This is a genomic window from Singulisphaera sp. GP187, assembly GCF_900129635.1.
Lineage (GTDB): Bacteria > Planctomycetota > Planctomycetia > Isosphaerales > Isosphaeraceae > Singulisphaera.
The window spans coordinates 434,076-450,117 of record NZ_FSRB01000001.1; the positions used below are offsets into that span (position 1 = coordinate 434,076).

The following is a 16,042-nucleotide window of genomic DNA, read 5'->3' on the forward strand; positions in this document are numbered from 1 at the left end:
TTTGTTTGTTCTCGGCTCAAGGCGGCAAGAGCCGGCGGAATCCGTGTCCGAGGATGATGGGAAAGAGCGCCAGGTTGCGAATCATCGCCGCGGTTTTGGAATAGCTTGGCGGGCGACTCGATTGGCCGTTCTTCGCTCGAGCCAGGTTCGCGGCCAAAGCGCGGAGATGTGAGGGGCCGAAGGGGCCGTTGTGGATCCGGTTGATGAGGTCGATGGGGAGGCCTGACTCGCCGTGGAGTGCGCCCAGCCAGGCGCCGAGGATCGCGCCGATGGAGTCGGTGTCGCCACCGGCGGCAATCGCGTCGCTGAGCACTGGCAAGGGATCTGGACCCTGTCGCACGAAGCAGAACGTGGCGAATGCCAAGGTCTGAACCACATATCCCGAGGTTCCGCAGCTCCTGGCCGCCGCCTCATGGCTGACCCCTTTCAGAGCCAGTTGCCGCGCTCGATCGATCGCTTGGCCGAGTTCGGGATGGGTCACGACCTGGCGGGCCTCTTGCTGGCAGGCCGCGGCTGAGGTCTCCTGAGTGCTCCGGATGCAGGCCGCGGTCAGTTCGGCGACATAGAGGGCCCCTTCAATCGCACGTTCATCTCGGTGCGTGACTTGGGCGAGCGCCCGGCCGAACGCGCGACGCGGTTCGACCCGGTCGTGGAAGAAGGCACCGACGATCGCGGCCCTCATTGCGGCCCCGTTCCCAGCCGACATCACGCCGCTTGGACGAATGCCGAACCCGATGCGAACGCAGGCGCGGATGGTCGCCAGACCGACGCCCCACGGGAGCCGGCAGAACCAGCCCAGCAGTGAGCGTCGGAAGGCCCGAGTGCACTGCTCGAGGTCGTCGGGATACCGGATGAGGCTTTGAGCCACCAGGGCCGACTGCTCCGTATCGTCCGAGACGAATCCCGTGCGACCGAGGAGATGAAATCGATCCATCCGTCCGAATCGTCGGGCGATGGCCCGCGCGGACATGCCCTCGGCGGGCAAGCCCAACGCGTCACCCAGGGCCGTGCCCAGCAGAGTTCCCGCCAATCGGTCGGTGATCGGATTCATTGTTATTGAAGAGCGTGGACATGATCGTGGTTTGAGTAAGTTGGTCGCCTGGCCCAATCGCCACGGCCATCATTCTGCCCTGTGGCAAGTGACGGAGGATGGCAATGGGAGGACGAACGTTCCCTTGTCAGGCTGGGCCGTTCTGCCGTAGCTTTTTTTCAGAGTCGGCTTCTGGACTGTCGTTTCAGAGGACCGTTGGCCTTTCGACCCTCTCCTTCGGAAAGTTTCGCACGGATGAATCCCGAGAAAAAGCCACGTGCCCTGCTCCTGGATCTGGATGGCACGATCGCGGATACTTTGCCACATATCTTCAACGCCTATCGTCATGCGGTGGCCCCTTGGGTCGCCAAGCCGCCGAGGGACGCCGAGGTTGAGGCGACGTTCGGGCCCGCCGAACGCGATTGTATCGGCGTGATGGTCCCTGTCGCCAACCTCGACGAGGCCGAGGAGCGGTTCCACTCCTATTACGAGGCCGAGCTCGGCCGGAACGTGCAGCTCGTCGAGGGGATTGCCGAGGTGATCGACCATGCTCGCTCGCTGGGCTGGAGAGTCGGGGTCTTCACGGGCAAGGGGAGACGGTCCGCGCAGTTCACCTTGGTCGAGCTGGGCCTCTGGGAGCGGATCGAGCACCTGGTTTCGAGTGACGACGTGACCCGGCCGAAGCCCGACTCGGAAGGGGTGTTTCAGGCCGCCGAAACGCTCGGGGTCCCCGTCGCTCGGATCCTAATGGCGGGGGATTCTCCCGCGGATATTCAAGCGGGCGGAGGGGCCGGAGCGCTGACCGCGGCCGTGCTCTGGGCGGCGTTCCGGCCCGAGCGACTGCGCGACGCCGGCGCTGACTTCGTCTGCGAACGGGTGTCCGACCTGCATGATGCGATCAACCATTTGAATGCCGGCGCATGATCGTCGAACCAATCGGGTTCATCCGACGAAGAGAACCAGCCAGGATGGTCCGCCGGTTCGTTCGGAAAGCGGGGAACTTCGGGGTGGACGCCAAGTCTAAGCGTCGTCGAGCTCTCTGGCGAAGGGAGAAGCTGCCAACTTTTCGGCTTGGCGGAACCGGGGCGCTGACGTAATATGTACGCCGATGCCAAATTCCGTTTGGGACGAGGCGATTTGGGGCAGACGAGGTTTCTCCACGACGAGTGATTCTCCAGCTTTCACACCCACCATGCTCAACGGATTTCGGAACTACGTTCTGATCGCGGCTTTTTTTGCGATCTTCGGCATGTCCGAGGCGTGTTCCGCATCGTCTTTGAGCCGTTTCAAGGCCCATTCGCATTTCCATTTCCATTCCCGTCGCGTCGACTTTACGCATGCGCGGGCATTGCACCAGGCTCGGATTGCGGCGCTCCGCGCGGAGTCGCTGCTTTCGTTCAAGCAAACCTTGGCGCTGAATGATGCGGTCGAAGCCTCCGATGAGTCGGAGGACGACCTGGGGGATGAGCCGAGAGATGCGCTCCCCCAGGGCAGTCCCGTGTCTCCGGTCATCGCGTTCGAATGCGTCAGCGACGCCTCTCGACCGACTCCGGTTCCGCGTCCGCTGGCCCGCGAGAGCTATCCCTTCGGAAGTGATCGGCTTCGTTTCTTGAGCCTCTGTCGTCTGCTGATTTGAACACCTGCCTCAATCCTCTTCCCCCCCTCCGTTTTTTTGCGATCATCTTGCGCATTCTCGTCACGACTCAGACTGTCCCATGGATCGATCGGAGATCCCAGGCGACGGTGCGGTGTTCGCTGTGCACGCTGAAGGATCGGGGGCGGCACCATGCGTCCTTCGTCGATCGGGCGGCCCGCTTTGGGGACGTTCGGTCGCCTTTTTTCGAGGTCCTTGTCGTTCCGACTTGAAATGGCTTTCGGACTGGAAAAGGGAACGCTCCGGGCGGCGAATGTTGTGTTTCGCGGCGCGGTTCCCTTGGGTCCGAGAACTCGGAAGACTCGCCTGTACCTGATTTCGTCGACGACCGGTCTGATGAATGGGATAGGTCAAGAGGCTCAATATGTTTGCTTGTTTCTGACGAAACGATGTTTTCGTGTCGGGCAGAGCCGGTCCACGGCTTTCCCATTTGACCGACGCGAGTCGCTGGTGGGGCGACTCGCTCCAGGGGGATTTTCCCAGCCTTATTCGTAGAAGGAGTCGATCCGATGTCTCCGGCCGCCCTGGTCGATCCCGCTGGAATCGACACCTCAAAGGTCCTGTTCGACATCGAGACGATCCGTCGCGCCAACCCCCAGCGCTTCGAGATGGAACAACTCACAGCCGTGGTCAGTCTGGATCTCGAGGCACGGTTAATTGTTGGCTACAAGGACGTCAACCAGGATGAGTTCTGGGTCCGTGGTCACTTGCCCGGACTCCCGCAAATGCCGGGCGTCATGATCTGCGAGGCGGCTGCGCAGCTCTGTAGCTTCTATTGCCACTCGATGGAGCAACTCGCTCACGGGTTCATCGGGTTCGGTGGGATGCACGACGTCTGGATTCAGGGCTCGGTCCGACCCGGCGATCGCCTTCTGATTGTGGGGAAAGCCGAACGCCTTCGGCGCCGCCAAACCATGTTTGCCACCCAGGCTTTCGTCGGCACCGAGATGGTCTTCCACGGGACGATCGTCGGCGTTCACCTGGCGACCGCCTCCTCTCCCGTCGCCGACGAATCGCACCCGAGATCCTGAGATTCGGTTTGGATCGTGGTTGTCGTTTCCAAGAGGGGTGACCGTCAGTAGCCCAGGAACACGATCGTCTCACGGAAAGCTCTGCCACGACTCGCTTCGGCCGGGCGGCCGGAAATGTACCCGATCGAAGTCGGCCGTGCCGTGAGAAGGGAGAGTTCTCTGGCGGCATTGATCTCCCCCCCCAGGGCTTGTGTCCTGGGCTACTGACGGTCGCCCCTCTTGGCACAGAAGGGGCCACCCCGACGATTTCGCTTGAGGAATCGGATTGGGCGGAATCACGATCAAGTACGCATAAAAATGAATTATGGGGCGGTTCGGGTACTCGTCTTCAACAAGCCACCTCGCTGCTGGAAATAGGATCAAGATCGATGGTCCATGCGTTGATTAAGTGGAGCCTGCACAATCGGCTCATCGTCATCCTCGGCGCACTGGCGCTGATCGCCGCGGGCGTGCACTCGGCCTTGAACCTCAACGTCGAGGCCTATCCCGACCCGACGCCTCCCATTGTGGAGATCATCAGCCAGAACTCGGGGGCCAGCCCCGAGGAGATGGAGCGGCTGGTCGGGATTCCGCTGGAGACCGCCCTGAATGGCATGCCAGGCCTGGAAGACCTGCGCAGCACCTCGATCGCGGGACTCAACGATATCAAGTGCCAGTTCGCTTATGGCACCGACTACTGGGTCGCCAGGCAAGACGTTCTGAACCGGATCAATACCGTCGACCTTCCCAAAGGGATTCGGCCGGAGCTCTCCCCCTGGAGCCCGACCGGTGAAATCGTCCGCTACGTCTTGGAAGGCCCCGGGTACACCACGAACCAGCTCAAGGCCGTGCAGGATTGGGTGCTCAACCGGTCCTTGAAACAGGTCCCGGGCGTGATCGACGTTGTCGGGTTCGGCGGCACGATCAAGCAATACCAGGTCTTGGTCGACACGCGGCTGCTCAAGCAGTACAGCGTGACGATGCAGCAGGTGGAGGAGGCCATTGAACGCTCCAACGCGAACGTCGGCGGTGACATCCTGACCTTGGGAACCCAGTCGCACAACGTCAGGGCCATCGGCCTGCTCGGCGGGGGAGTCGACCCGCTCGAGCCGGCGAACGTCGACCGGGCCGCCGTCATCGAGTCTGAGAAGCTCGACGACATCCGCGACGTCGTGGTCGACATCTCCGCCGACGGCACGCCGATCTACGTCCGGCAAGTCGCCCAGGTCGTCGTCGGACATCGGCCGAGGCTGGGCAAGGTGGGACGAGGGGACGAGGGGGATGTGATTGAAGGCATCGTCATGATGCGCAAGTATGAAAAATCACTGCCGACAGCCAACGCGGTTGCGGCGAAGTTGAAGGAGATCGAACGCACCAAGCTCTTGCCCAAGGGCATGAAGCTGTCGGTCTTCAATCAGCGGACCGACCTGGTTCATGTCACGACGCACAACGTGATCCATAACCTGGTGGTCGGTATCGGGCTGGTGATCGCGGTCCTCCTGATTTTCCTGGGCGACCTGGCCAGCGCGGGAATCGTGGCGCTGGTGATTCCGCTGGCCTTGCTGTTTGCGATCACGGTGCTGTCGATCCGAGGGCAGTCGGCCAACCTGCTCTCGATTGGCGCGGTGGACTTCGGGATCATCGTGGATAGCTCGGTGATTCTCGTGGAGACCATCTATCGGAAGATTTGCGAACCGGATGCCGATCGGTCTCGGCCTTTGATCGATCGGATCGCCGATGCCTCGCGCGGGGTCGAGCGGCCGATCTTCTTCTCGACCTTGATCATCGTCTGTGCATTCCTGCCGCTGTTCACGATGAGCGGACCGGCCGGAGCGCTCTTCGGTCCGATGGCCGCGACCTACGCGTTCTCGATCCTGGGTGCCTTGCTGATCTCGGTGACCTTGGCCCCGGTTCTCTGCTCGTTCTTGTTCCATAATAAGACGGAAGAGAAAGAGACGTTGATCGATCGGATCATGACGTTTGTCTATATGAAATTGCTGCGGGTCGTCCTCCGGGTGCGTTGGGCGCTCCTTGCCGTGATGGGGGGCCTCCTGGTCTACACCATCATGCTGCTGCCGGGTCTCGGGGCGGAGTTCATGCCTCAACTCGAGGAGGGAAACCTCTGGATCCGGGCGCTCATGCCGCGCACGGTCTCGTTCGAGGAAGCCGCGCGGATGGCGCCTCGGCTCCGCAGGGTGATCGCGTCGGTCCCCGAGGTGCGCGACGTCATGTCCCATGTCGGGCGCCCCGACGACGGCACGGACGTCACGAGCTTCTTCAACCTTGAGTTCAACGTCCCCCTCCGTCCGATGGAAGAGTGGCGGCACGGGATGACCCGAGAGAAAATCGAGGACGAACTGACCGAGAAGTTCAAGGACTTCCCCGGGCTCAGCTTCAGCTTCTCCCAACTCATCCGAGACAACATCGACGAGGCGCTTTCGGGAATCAAGGGGGCGAACTCCGTCAAGCTCTTCGGCGGTGACCTGGACACCTTGGAGGAGACGGGCCAGCGGATCGTCAACATTCTCCGCTCGGTGCGGGGCATCGAGAACGTGGGCCTGTTCCACATCGTCGGTCAGCCCAACCTCGAGATCCGGATCGATCGTCGCGCTTGCGCCCGTTACGGACTCAACGTCGACGACGTTGAATCGGTCATCCAGGTCGCCATCGGCGGTCGTGCGTTCTCGCAGATGGTCGAGGGGGAGAAGCTCTACGAGATCGTGCTCAGGCTGCCGAAAGACCTGCGCAACGACCCGAAGGACATTGCCCGGATCCCGATCGACGTTCCCAAGGCGGGCGGCGGACCGGGGGCCCGGATCCCCTTGTCGCAACTGGCCGTGATCGTTCCTCACAAGTCAGGCGCCTCTTATATCTATCGGGAGAACAATCGCCGGTTCATTCCGATCAAGTTCAGCGTGCGCGGTCGCGACCTCTCCTCGGCCATCGAGGAGGCCCGCCGTAAGGTGGACGATCCGCGGACCGGTGCGAAACTTCCCGACGGCTATCAGATGGAGTGGTCGGGCGAATTTGCCCAGATGCAGGAGGCCAACGCGCGACTGGTCGTCATGGTCCCCGTCTCTGTCATCCTGATCATGGTGCTGCTTTACACCATGTTCCAGTCGATCAAGGACGCCCTGCTCGTGATGCTGGGGGTTCTGCCCGCCGCGATGGGGGGGATCTGGGCCTTGAAGCTGACCGGGACCAACTTCAGCATCTCGGCGGCGGTCGGGTTCATTTCGATCTTCGGCGTCGCCGTGCAGAACGGCGTCTTGCTCATCTCGTTCTTCAACCAAATGCGGGCCTCGGGCGCCAGCGTGCGTGAGGCGGTGACCCACGGGGCAGAGCTCAGGCTTCGCCCGGTCGCGATGACTTCGTTGACGGCCATCCTCGGCCTGCTCCCCGCCGCGCTTGCGACCTCGATCGGATCGCAGGCCCAGAAGCCGCTGGCGATCGTGGTTGTTGGTGGAATCACCACGGCCCTCTTTTTTACCATGTACCTGATCCCCGCCCTCTACAGCTATTTCCCCGCGCCACGCGGCCCCGAGCGGCACGGTGCGGAACAATGAGGAAGCCCATCATGGCGATTTCCCAGACCCAGACCCCGCTCCATTCCTCGGACCGGATCGAACCGGGGCCGCCGTTGTCCTCGCGTGGTCGGTCGTCGTTTCCCAAGTTCCTGAAGGCCGCGGTGGCGCTGGCTTTGGTCGGGGGGGGCGGCTATCTTGCGACCCGATATCCGGATGAAGCTCGTCGCCTCTGGCAATCGGTCGCTGGCGCAGGCAAGGCCCACTCGGAACACCCGATCGTCGCACCGGTGTCCTTGGAGTCGACCGTGCCCTGGGACGGGTTCGTCACGGTGACCGACCGTGCTCGAACCGCCATGGGGCTGACCACGGTTGAAGTGGAGGCTCAGACGAAGCCGATGCGTCTGGAATTGCTCGGCACGACGGCTTATATGACCGACACCTTGACCAAGGTCCGCCCGATGTTCAAGGGGCGGGTCGACAAGGTCCATGTGTCGGTCGGTCAGGCCGTGAAAAAGGGCGAGCCACTGATTGAGCTTTACAGCAAGGATCTGGCCGAGGCCAAGAGCAACTATCAGATCGAGCGCATCCAGTGGCTGTATGATCAGAACTTGCTCAAAAGCCGCGAGCCGCTCTTAAAGTCGAACGCGATCTCGCATCAACTCTACGACGAAACCAAGAACAACGAGATGAAGACCCGCCGCGAATATGAGGTGGCGCGTGACAAGCTTCTGATCTACGGGCTCTCCGATGCGGAGGTCAACGAGGTCGACGAAGAGGAGGGGGCCAACAAGGCCCGGGTCACGCTTCGCTCCAGGGCCGACGGCTTCGTCATCGAGCGCGACGTGGTCCCGGGGAACCTCTACGACGACAACGATACCTTGCTCGTGATCGCTCCGCTCGACCGCCTCTGGGTCTGGGGCCATGTTTTTGAGAGCGACCTCGACCTGGTCAAGCTCGGGCAGTCCTGGGAGGTCCGGTTCCCGTTCCTCGAGCATCAGCTTCATGGCAAGGTCGAGTTGATCTCCAACCGGGTGGACCCCGATACGCACGCCGTCAAGATCAGGACGTCGATCCCGAACCCAGGGCAGCAGCTCAAGTCGGATATGCTCGTGCGGGGAATGCTGGAAATTCCTCCGGTTCCCGGTCGTACGGTCATCCCCCGAACCGCTCTGCTCGTTGACGACGGCCGCTACTGCGTCTTCGTGCACCACCCGGGGCAGGGGGAGAAGTACGAGCGCCGGCGGGTCGTGGTCGCCCAGGAAAAAGACGATCATGTGGTGATCGATCACGGTCTGAAGGCGGGGGAAACCGTCGTGTCGGTCGGGGCCTTGATCCTCGCCCAGATCCACGATGATTCGCGTGGACTCGAGACGGGCGCGCCGTCGCACGAGAACACCGGCGTGGATTGAGTGAGTCTTCGCTCCGCGGCCGATTAGGTCGTTGTTACTCCACGGGCCGGCCGTGCTTCCGCTTCGAAGCCCGGCCGGCCCGGTCGTTTGAATGGAAGCGTATGTTCACGTCCTCGGGCGGCAGAGCTCACCTTTTTCTTGGAGAAAGCGAACCTGGCCAGTCAAGGAATTGCTTCGCGGAGCGAACCACTCGCGTAGAGAGCGCGGTGATGAGCAAGTGCGCCGCCGGTTCCGGCCTTGATGCGACCAGGGACAGGCGGCGGGCCCTTGTCATGAGGATAGGTTCGAGGGAGGACGGGTGATGATCCGGGTGCGAGACCTCCGCATTGATTATGACTCGGTCTGCGCGGTGAGTGACCTGTCGCTGGAGGTGGGGCCGGGGGAGGTCTGCGGCCTGATCGGCCCGAACGGGGCGGGGAAGACGACGACGATGAAGGCGATCCTCGGCCTGATCGAACCGACCTACGGTGAGATCGAACTGGCCGGGGTCGACATGCGTGAGCGCCCGCGCGACGCCTGCCGCGTGGTCGGGTTCATGCCCGACTTCCCGCCGATGTACGACGACCTGATGTGCTGGGAATTCCTCGACCTGTTCGCCGCCAGTTATTTCGTGCCACGCGCCGAGCGTCCCGAGGTCATCGACCGTTCCCTGGCCCTGGTCGGACTGACCGAGAAGCGGCGGGCGATGGTGGTCGAGCTCTCGCGCGGGATGCGTCAGCGCTTGATGTTGGCCAAGACGCTGATCCCCGACCCGCAAGTGTTGATGCTCGACGAGCCGGCCAGCGGCCTCGACCCGCAAGGGCGGATCGACCTCAAGAATGTGGTGAAGGCGCTGGCGGCCGAGAAGAAAACGGTCTTGATCTCGTCCCACATCCTCTCCGAGATGTCGGAATTCTGCACGTCCGTGGCGATCATGGAGCGGGGCCGGATGGTCGTCAGCGGGACGATCGCCGAGATCCAGGAACGGATCATGGGGGCCGCCGTCCTGGTCGTCGAGGTGCTGGGCGACCCGGGAGCGTTCGCCACCATCGTCGCGTCCGACCCGCTCGCCGAGCGGGTCGAGCAAGCGGACGGCCTCTTCTCGATCCGCTACGGTGGCGACTCCGAGCAGGCAAGCGACCTGCTTGCGGCCCTGATCCAAGGCGGAGTGCGCGTCGCCTCGTTCTCGAGGAAGCGCGAGGGGCTTGAAGAACTCTTCCTCAAGGTGGGGGCCAGGGAGCTTTCCTGATTCGACGAGTGCCGGGGTGTCGGTTTGTTCTTTTCTTCTTCTGGGCATGGGATCGCGCGGGGGCGAACGAAACATGGGCTTGGCTCAGGTCATGATCGACAACCCGATTCTGGTCAAGCACTGTCGCGCCCGACTTCGGGTCGGGCAGGCGTTGTCCTGGGCCCTGATCGTCCTGGTCCTGACCGCATGCATCGTGTGGGCGGGGGAATACTACCACTGGATTGGGAATGAGTCGGCCGTCGCGCTCATCCTCGGGGGCCAGATCTTGCTCCTCTGGTATGGCGGGTCGCACCAGCTCAACGCGTCGCTGGGCGGGGTCCGAGAAACCGGCTTGATCGACTTTCACCGTGTTTCTCCCTTGCCTCCGAGCGTGGTGACTCTCGGCTTCTTCCTCGGGGCGCCGATCCGGGAATATTTTCTCGCCGCGATCACGCTCCCGTTCGCCTACTTCAGCGCCTCCCATGTGGACGGGGCCGATCCGTGGCGCGGCCTGTTCTGGCTCGCCCAGCTCGAGGTCGCGGTGCTGACCACGACCTGGATCGTTCACGCCCTCACCATGCTCGGCTGCATGACGCGCAAGAAGCCGCGCGGCTCGATCCAAGGGACGATTGTAACGATCATTGGCATGATTTTCTTTGGATATATGGGGTCGATCGGCTTCTATTTTGGGACCCGCTGGCTGCTGGAAGAGAGCCGGATGCTGAACTTCTTCGGGTTCATGATCCCCTGGCTCGCCTGGGTCCTGATTGTCGAGATGCCGATCCTCGGCTTCGTCGGCCTTGCGGTGTCACGGAAGATGGCGGCCGAGCGGGCGCACGCCCTCACCAAACCGCAAGCACTCGCCTGCATGGCGAGCCTGACGACCTTGCTCATCGGCGGACTCTGGAACCTCGCGCGGATCCTGCCCGAGGCTTCTCCTTTTGAACCGGCGCATGTCGACGTTATTATGATCGCGTCGGTCTATGCTCTTTCGCTACTGGCGATGATCCTGGCCATCGCGATCACGCCCGACGCGGGTGAGTATGTCAAGGGTCTGCGCAGGGCTGCGCGTCAAGGCCGCCGGCGGATGAGCCTTTGGTCGGACTCGGGGAGCAATCGGCTCGCCCTGCTCGCCCTCTGCGTGCTCGTCATGGTCGGAGCGTCCACGGTCGTCCACGTGGTGGGCCGGCAACGGGCTCACGAGATGTACATCGGCCCTGCGGTCAACGGGAAGTCCTACAACGGCGACAACGCGATGACCGACGAGGCCTGGCTGACGTCGCGACAGGCGTTACTCTCGCGACCGATCGCCATCGGCGTCCTGACGGTGGCCTATTTCGGTCTCGGCCTCCAGCTCTTTTCGCTTCGCACCCGGTCGTCGGGGCTTGCGCTCATGACTCTCTTCCTCTTTCTCGCCTGGCTCGTCCCGTTGCTGGCGGGCGCAATGCTGGGCATGGCAAGAACCAACCAGACGCGTGGTATCGCGATCTTCGCCCTCAGCCCGTTGCCCGGTATCGCCCTGTCCTCAGGCATGGGCAAGCTCCCCGGCGCTGACACGATCCAACTCGCCGCACTTGCGCCCTCGATCACGTTCGCCTTCCTCTTCAACTATCTCCTCGTCATCACCCAGCGCAAGCTCGATCGCCGCTTGCTCGCCGCGGAAAAGCCCACCGCGAAGTCGTCAGACGATGCCCCGAAGCGGTCTGAATCGTCGCTCGACATCGCGTAAAAAAACAACGACCCGATCCAGGGCGAGGAAGCCGCTCGCGACTCGTTCCCACGGTCCCCCGTGGGAATGAAGTCTGGGACGATCTGCGTCCTCGGCTTGCGAGGGCCAGACGACGCGGAGCGTCGGGGAGTGCGCCTGTAATTGCATTGAATCCGCAGGGTGTGAGTTCCTGCCGAAGTGTTCTGGCACTTCGTAACCGAGGGTAACTGCGTCGCCGCGAGGCGGGGTGGGAAGCAACCGTAGGTGAACGATCAGTCCGTAACGCAAGTAAACTCGATTCGGCCGACTGTCGTGGCGAGCCTGCTCCTCGATGGCGAAGCCCAATTGACGCATGGCCCCTCAGAAAGGGCGTCCACAGTGATGTGGTCCGGTAAGACCGACGCACAAAACCCCAGAATGGCGTCGGGACGACAGTAGGTTGTTGGAGACGGAATGATCGGAAGGTTCGATGACGAAACACAGGGAGACCTGGACCTCGCCAAAGCCGGTGTTCATTGTCCCTGATAAGGATACGAAGAGCCGGGGGTCCAGGAGTCAGAGCACCCATAGTAGCGCAGAAGCCGGGTAACTCCGGTGGAGCGAAGGGGTGCAGGGAGGTGGAGACGCGATGTCCGATGCGAAGGAATTCCAACTGGAGGCAGTGCCCGCGAGGGCTAGGCGCGCCAGAGAGATCCCGATCCCATGGGTCTGGGTCGAACCGACGGTCTGGACGGAGCGGATGTTGACGGCCCTCATCGAGGGGGTCAAAGGTGGAGTCTGGTATAGCCTGATGGACAAGGTCCACCCGCAACGCGCCCTGTATACGGCATACTCTCGAGTCGCCGCCAACGAGGGTGCCGCGGGCGTGGACCACGTGACCGTGACGATGTTCGAGGACCGCCTGGAAGAGAACCTGAAGGATCTCAGCGACGCCCTGCGTACGGGAACCTACCGTCCGCAAGCGATCCGCCGACACTGGATTCCCAAACCAGGAAACCAGGAGAAGCGTCCGCTCGGGATTCCCACCGTCCGCGACCGGGTGGTCCAGACGGCACTCCGGCAGGTGTTGGAACCGATCTTCGAGCGTGACTTCGCCGCGCACAGCTACGGCTTTCGCCCCGGCAGGGGATGCAAGGACGCGCTGCGGCGGGTGGACGAGCTGCTTAAAGGCGAATTCACACATGTGGTAGATGCCGACTTGAAGAGCTATTTCGACACGATCCCCCACGACCGCCTGCTGGCGCTGGTCGCCAAGAAGGTAGCGGACGGGAAGGTGCTGAACTTGATCGACGCGTTCCTGCACCAGGGCGTCCTCGACGACCTGGAGGTATCGACGCCCGAACAGGGGACGCCGCAGGGTGCGGTGATCAGCCCGCTGTTGAGCAACATCTACCTTGATCCGCTCGACCACCTGATGGCCGAATCGGGTTTCGAGATGGTGCGCTACGCGGACGACGTCGTGATCCTGTGTCGAAGCTCGGAGGAAGCGGCCCAAGCGATGGCGGTGGTGCAGGAGTGGACGGCCTCGGCCGGCCTGACCCTGCATCCCACCAAGACGCGGATCATCGCCGTCAGGACCGAAAGCTTCGACTTCCTGGGCTACCGGTTTGAGGACGGCACACGCCGCCCGCGACCGAAGAGCCTGGACAAGTTCAAGGAGACGGTCCGGACGAAGACCTCGCGTACGACCGGGGGCAGCCTCTCCGCGATCATCGCTAGCCTCAACCCAACGCTTCGTGGCTGGTTTGAATACTTCAAGCACAGCCACAAGTGGACGTTTGAACGACTCGACGGCTGGATCCGCATGCGTCTGCGGAGTCTGCTCCGTAAACGGATGAAGAAACGAGGCCGCGGTCGTGGCACCGACCATCAACGTTGGCCCAACGCCTTCTTTGCCGACCATGGACTTTTCAGCTTGGAACGAGCCCATGAGTTAGCCAGTCAATCCTCTTTGAGGTAAAACCACCAACGGGAAAGCCGTATGCGGGAGATCCGCCCGTACGGTTTGGAGGGAGGGGGAGCGTAATCCGCTCTCCCTACCCCTATCGGCATTCCCACGGAGGACCGTGGGAACGAGGGTGATTTCTCACTCTATGACGGGTCGTTATATAAAATAATAGTGTGTTGTTTGTTGTTGCCGATCCCCAGTCCTCGAACTCGCCTCAAGACCCCAGCACGACCTGTTGCAGGTCGACGAGCTTGCGGACCGTCGTTTCTGGCTCGCCCACCGCGTGGAACATCACCGTGTCGGTGGTGGAGAGTTTGAACCTGGTCCTTCCCAGCTTGAGGCTCCCGAGTGCGCCCAGGCCCGTGATCGCCTTGAACAGGCCCCAGGACCGACCCCTGGTCCACTGGACTCGGATCGGACGCAATCCTGCCTTCTCTCTGAGTTCTCCCACCCGAAAGATTGTCCCCCCCAGCCGCAGACTTACCACGTCTCCCGTGACGGCCCGGCCGCCGTAGTGTTGGAGTTGGTCCCAGGTCCCAACCTCCGTCAAACAGGAAACAATCTGTTGGTACGGGGCGGCTGGGATCTGCCCTGACGTGGCGGATCCGAGGCTCTCGCCAGGTTTTGGCTCCCGGGCCAGACAGCAGTCGATGAGTGATGAGAACATCGACTCGGCCCGCCCTTTTTTCGCGGCCTGCTTTTGGAGGTAGTCGTCCAACTCCCGCCGCGAGATGACGTCGGGGCGAGCCTCGATCGCCTGTTCCAGTTGCAGGTTGGGGTTCGTGAAGATGATCTTCGGGGCAATGTGGCCGCGGATCGTCCGGTCGTCGAGCGCGACGCCGCGCTCACGCAGGTACTCGACCACGGCGTCTTGCTTGAGGAGGTTCGTCTCGAGCAGGTTGCCATGATCCACCACATCCCCACCCCGGCGCGTCTGCCGCCAGGCACCTTGGCGGACCTCGAGCCGCCCCGACCAGTTCTTGACCTCGATCAGGTGGATCATTTGAGGGGTGCAGACGATCAGGTCAATCTCACGCCGCCTTCCTTGCCCCTTCGAGGGGATGCGCCGGCCTGTGAGGAGATGGGCGTTCTTGAACTGGAACGAAGCGCCGACAAGCTGTTTGAGCAGCAACTCACCGTCCCTCCCCCCGGTCACGTCGGGCAACTCCTCGACTGGCCTGACCTTCTGGAGTTCGGACCACTCGTGCAAACGGCTCATCAAACCCATCGCATCCCCCCCCCTCGCGAGACTCGGAATCAGTCGCCATTCTCTGCTCGCGAAGCGATCCGTGCCAGGGGGAATCCCGCTTTTGATACCATCGTTGCAATGAAAGCCAGCCCCTCCGGCGTTTCTGATCGTGATCCCTTGTGTCGGCTTGATCTTTGCCGCATCGTTCGGGATCAGCCTATCAAGTTTTCAACACGTAACATGCCGCATTAGGGACCTCTAGCCCCCACGTACTTCGTGAGGGACGATCGCAAGCTCTTGCCTTGTTTCCCCGCGGAGGACGGTGAGCGGTGTCTGGACGCCGACCCGCTCGTCGGTCAAGTAACGGTGCAGGTCATCGATACCGGCGACCGCATGGCCGTCGAGGCCGACGATCACGTCCCCCTCTTCGATGCCCGCATGTTCGGCGGGGCCGCCGGGCTCGATCGCGACGATCAAGACTCCGCCTTCGGTCGTGAGGTTGTGGCGACGGATGACGCGGGCAGGGAGCGTGACCGACTGAACGTGGACGCCGATCCGGCTCCGGCGCACCCAACCATCCCGGATCAGACGGCCGGCTACATATTTCGCAGTGTTGATGGCGATCGCGAAGCAGATGCCCTGGGCCGGGAGGATCACGGCCGAGTTGACCCCGATCGCTTCGCCTCGCGAATTCACCAGCGGGCCGCCCGAGTTCCCCGGATTGAGCGCGGCGTCGGTTTGGAGCACGTCGTCAATCAAGCGGCCCGACCGGCTCCGCAGGCTTCGCCCCAGAGCGCTCACGACCCCGGCCGTCACCGTGCACTGGAAGCCGTAGGGATGGCCGATCGCGATCGCAAGTTGCCCGACCCGCACCGCCTGGGAGTCGCCCAGCGCCACGGGTGTGAGCCCTTGGGAGTGAACGCGAACGACGGCGAGGTCGGTCTCGGGATCGTCGCCGATCAGGTCGGCCGGGAGCTTGCGGCCGTCGGCCAGAGTCGCTTCGACGTGGCTGGCGCCATGGACCACATGGCTGTTGGTCAAAATGTACCCATTGGAGGTGAACACGAAGCCCGACCCGCTGCCTCGTCCTCCGTTCCGTCCGCCGCCGCCATGCTCGACCTTGATGTGGACCACCGACGGACTGACCCGCTCCGCGGCGTGGATCACGGCGTGCGAATAAGCGTCGAGCAACTCACCATCGTTCGGCCCGGTGGCCTTGGTTCCCACGGCATCGGCGAGCCCCTCGGATTGATCGAACCCCGGGCCCGCCACTCCAACCAGACTGCTGAATCCCATGGTGCTTTCCCCTTGTATCCAAGTCCAAGAGGAACTGTAGGGAGCCGCAACCGCCTGGACAAGT

The 16,042-nt window shown here is 62.6% G+C and carries 11 protein-coding genes; 8 read left to right on the forward strand and 3 right to left on the reverse strand.

The window, feature by feature from the left end; translation table 11 throughout:
- Positions 1 to 16: 16 nt before the first annotated feature.
- The gene (locus BUS42_RS01850) at positions 17 to 1,051 is read right to left on the reverse strand and encodes an ADP-ribosylglycohydrolase family protein (RefSeq protein ID WP_254053245.1); all 1,035 of its coding nucleotides are present in this window, start codon (positions 1,049 to 1,051) and stop codon (positions 17 to 19) included.
- 234 nt (positions 1,052 to 1,285) lie between these two features.
- Between BUS42_RS01850 and BUS42_RS01855 the strand changes: the two genes are divergently transcribed.
- From BUS42_RS01855 to ltrA, 8 genes are all read left to right on the forward strand, one after another.
- Positions 1,286 to 1,954 (forward strand): HAD family hydrolase, encoded by a 669-nt coding sequence (locus tag BUS42_RS01855; RefSeq protein WP_074304756.1) that lies wholly within the window; start codon positions 1,286 to 1,288, stop codon positions 1,952 to 1,954.
- A 325-nt stretch (positions 1,955 to 2,279) separates the two neighbouring features.
- Positions 2,280 to 2,666, forward strand: a complete 387-nt coding sequence (locus BUS42_RS01860; RefSeq protein ID WP_254053246.1) for a hypothetical protein — start codon at positions 2,280 to 2,282, stop codon at positions 2,664 to 2,666.
- A gap of 527 nt (positions 2,667 to 3,193) precedes the next feature.
- The gene (locus BUS42_RS01865; RefSeq protein ID WP_074304761.1) at positions 3,194 to 3,715 is read left to right on the forward strand and encodes a 3-hydroxyacyl-ACP dehydratase FabZ family protein; all 522 of its coding nucleotides are present in this window, start codon (positions 3,194 to 3,196) and stop codon (positions 3,713 to 3,715) included.
- A 368-nt stretch (positions 3,716 to 4,083) separates the two neighbouring features.
- The gene (locus BUS42_RS01870) at positions 4,084 to 7,260 is read left to right on the forward strand and encodes an efflux RND transporter permease subunit (RefSeq protein WP_074304762.1); all 3,177 of its coding nucleotides are present in this window, start codon (positions 4,084 to 4,086) and stop codon (positions 7,258 to 7,260) included.
- A gap of 11 nt (positions 7,261 to 7,271) precedes the next feature.
- Positions 7,272 to 8,630, forward strand: coding sequence for an efflux RND transporter periplasmic adaptor subunit (locus BUS42_RS01875; protein WP_074304764.1), 1,359 nt, complete (start codon positions 7,272 to 7,274; stop codon positions 8,628 to 8,630).
- Between the two features lie 301 nt (positions 8,631 to 8,931).
- Entirely contained in the window at positions 8,932 to 9,858 is a 927-nt protein-coding gene (locus tag BUS42_RS01885) for an ABC transporter ATP-binding protein (protein WP_074304769.1), read from the forward strand.
- Between the two features lie 73 nt (positions 9,859 to 9,931).
- A complete protein-coding gene (locus BUS42_RS01890) occupies positions 9,932 to 11,566 on the forward strand; it encodes a hypothetical protein (RefSeq protein WP_074304771.1) in 1,635 nt (544 codons plus the stop codon).
- A gap of 607 nt (positions 11,567 to 12,173) precedes the next feature.
- Complete coding sequence (ltrA, locus tag BUS42_RS01895; RefSeq protein WP_083670024.1) at positions 12,174 to 13,505, forward strand: group II intron reverse transcriptase/maturase; 1,332 nt, start codon at positions 12,174 to 12,176, stop codon at positions 13,503 to 13,505.
- Positions 13,506 to 13,707: 202 nt separating this feature from the next.
- Here ltrA and BUS42_RS01900 read toward each other — a convergent pair whose 3' ends face one another.
- Entirely contained in the window at positions 13,708 to 14,712 is a 1,005-nt protein-coding gene (locus tag BUS42_RS01900; protein ID WP_254053247.1) for a nuclease-related domain-containing protein, read from the reverse strand.
- A gap of 228 nt (positions 14,713 to 14,940) precedes the next feature.
- Positions 14,941 to 15,978: a S1C family serine protease gene (locus BUS42_RS01905; protein WP_074304774.1), complete on the reverse strand. Its 1,038-nt coding sequence runs from the start codon at positions 15,976 to 15,978 to the stop codon at positions 14,941 to 14,943.
- Positions 15,979 to 16,042: the final 64 nt, after the last annotated feature.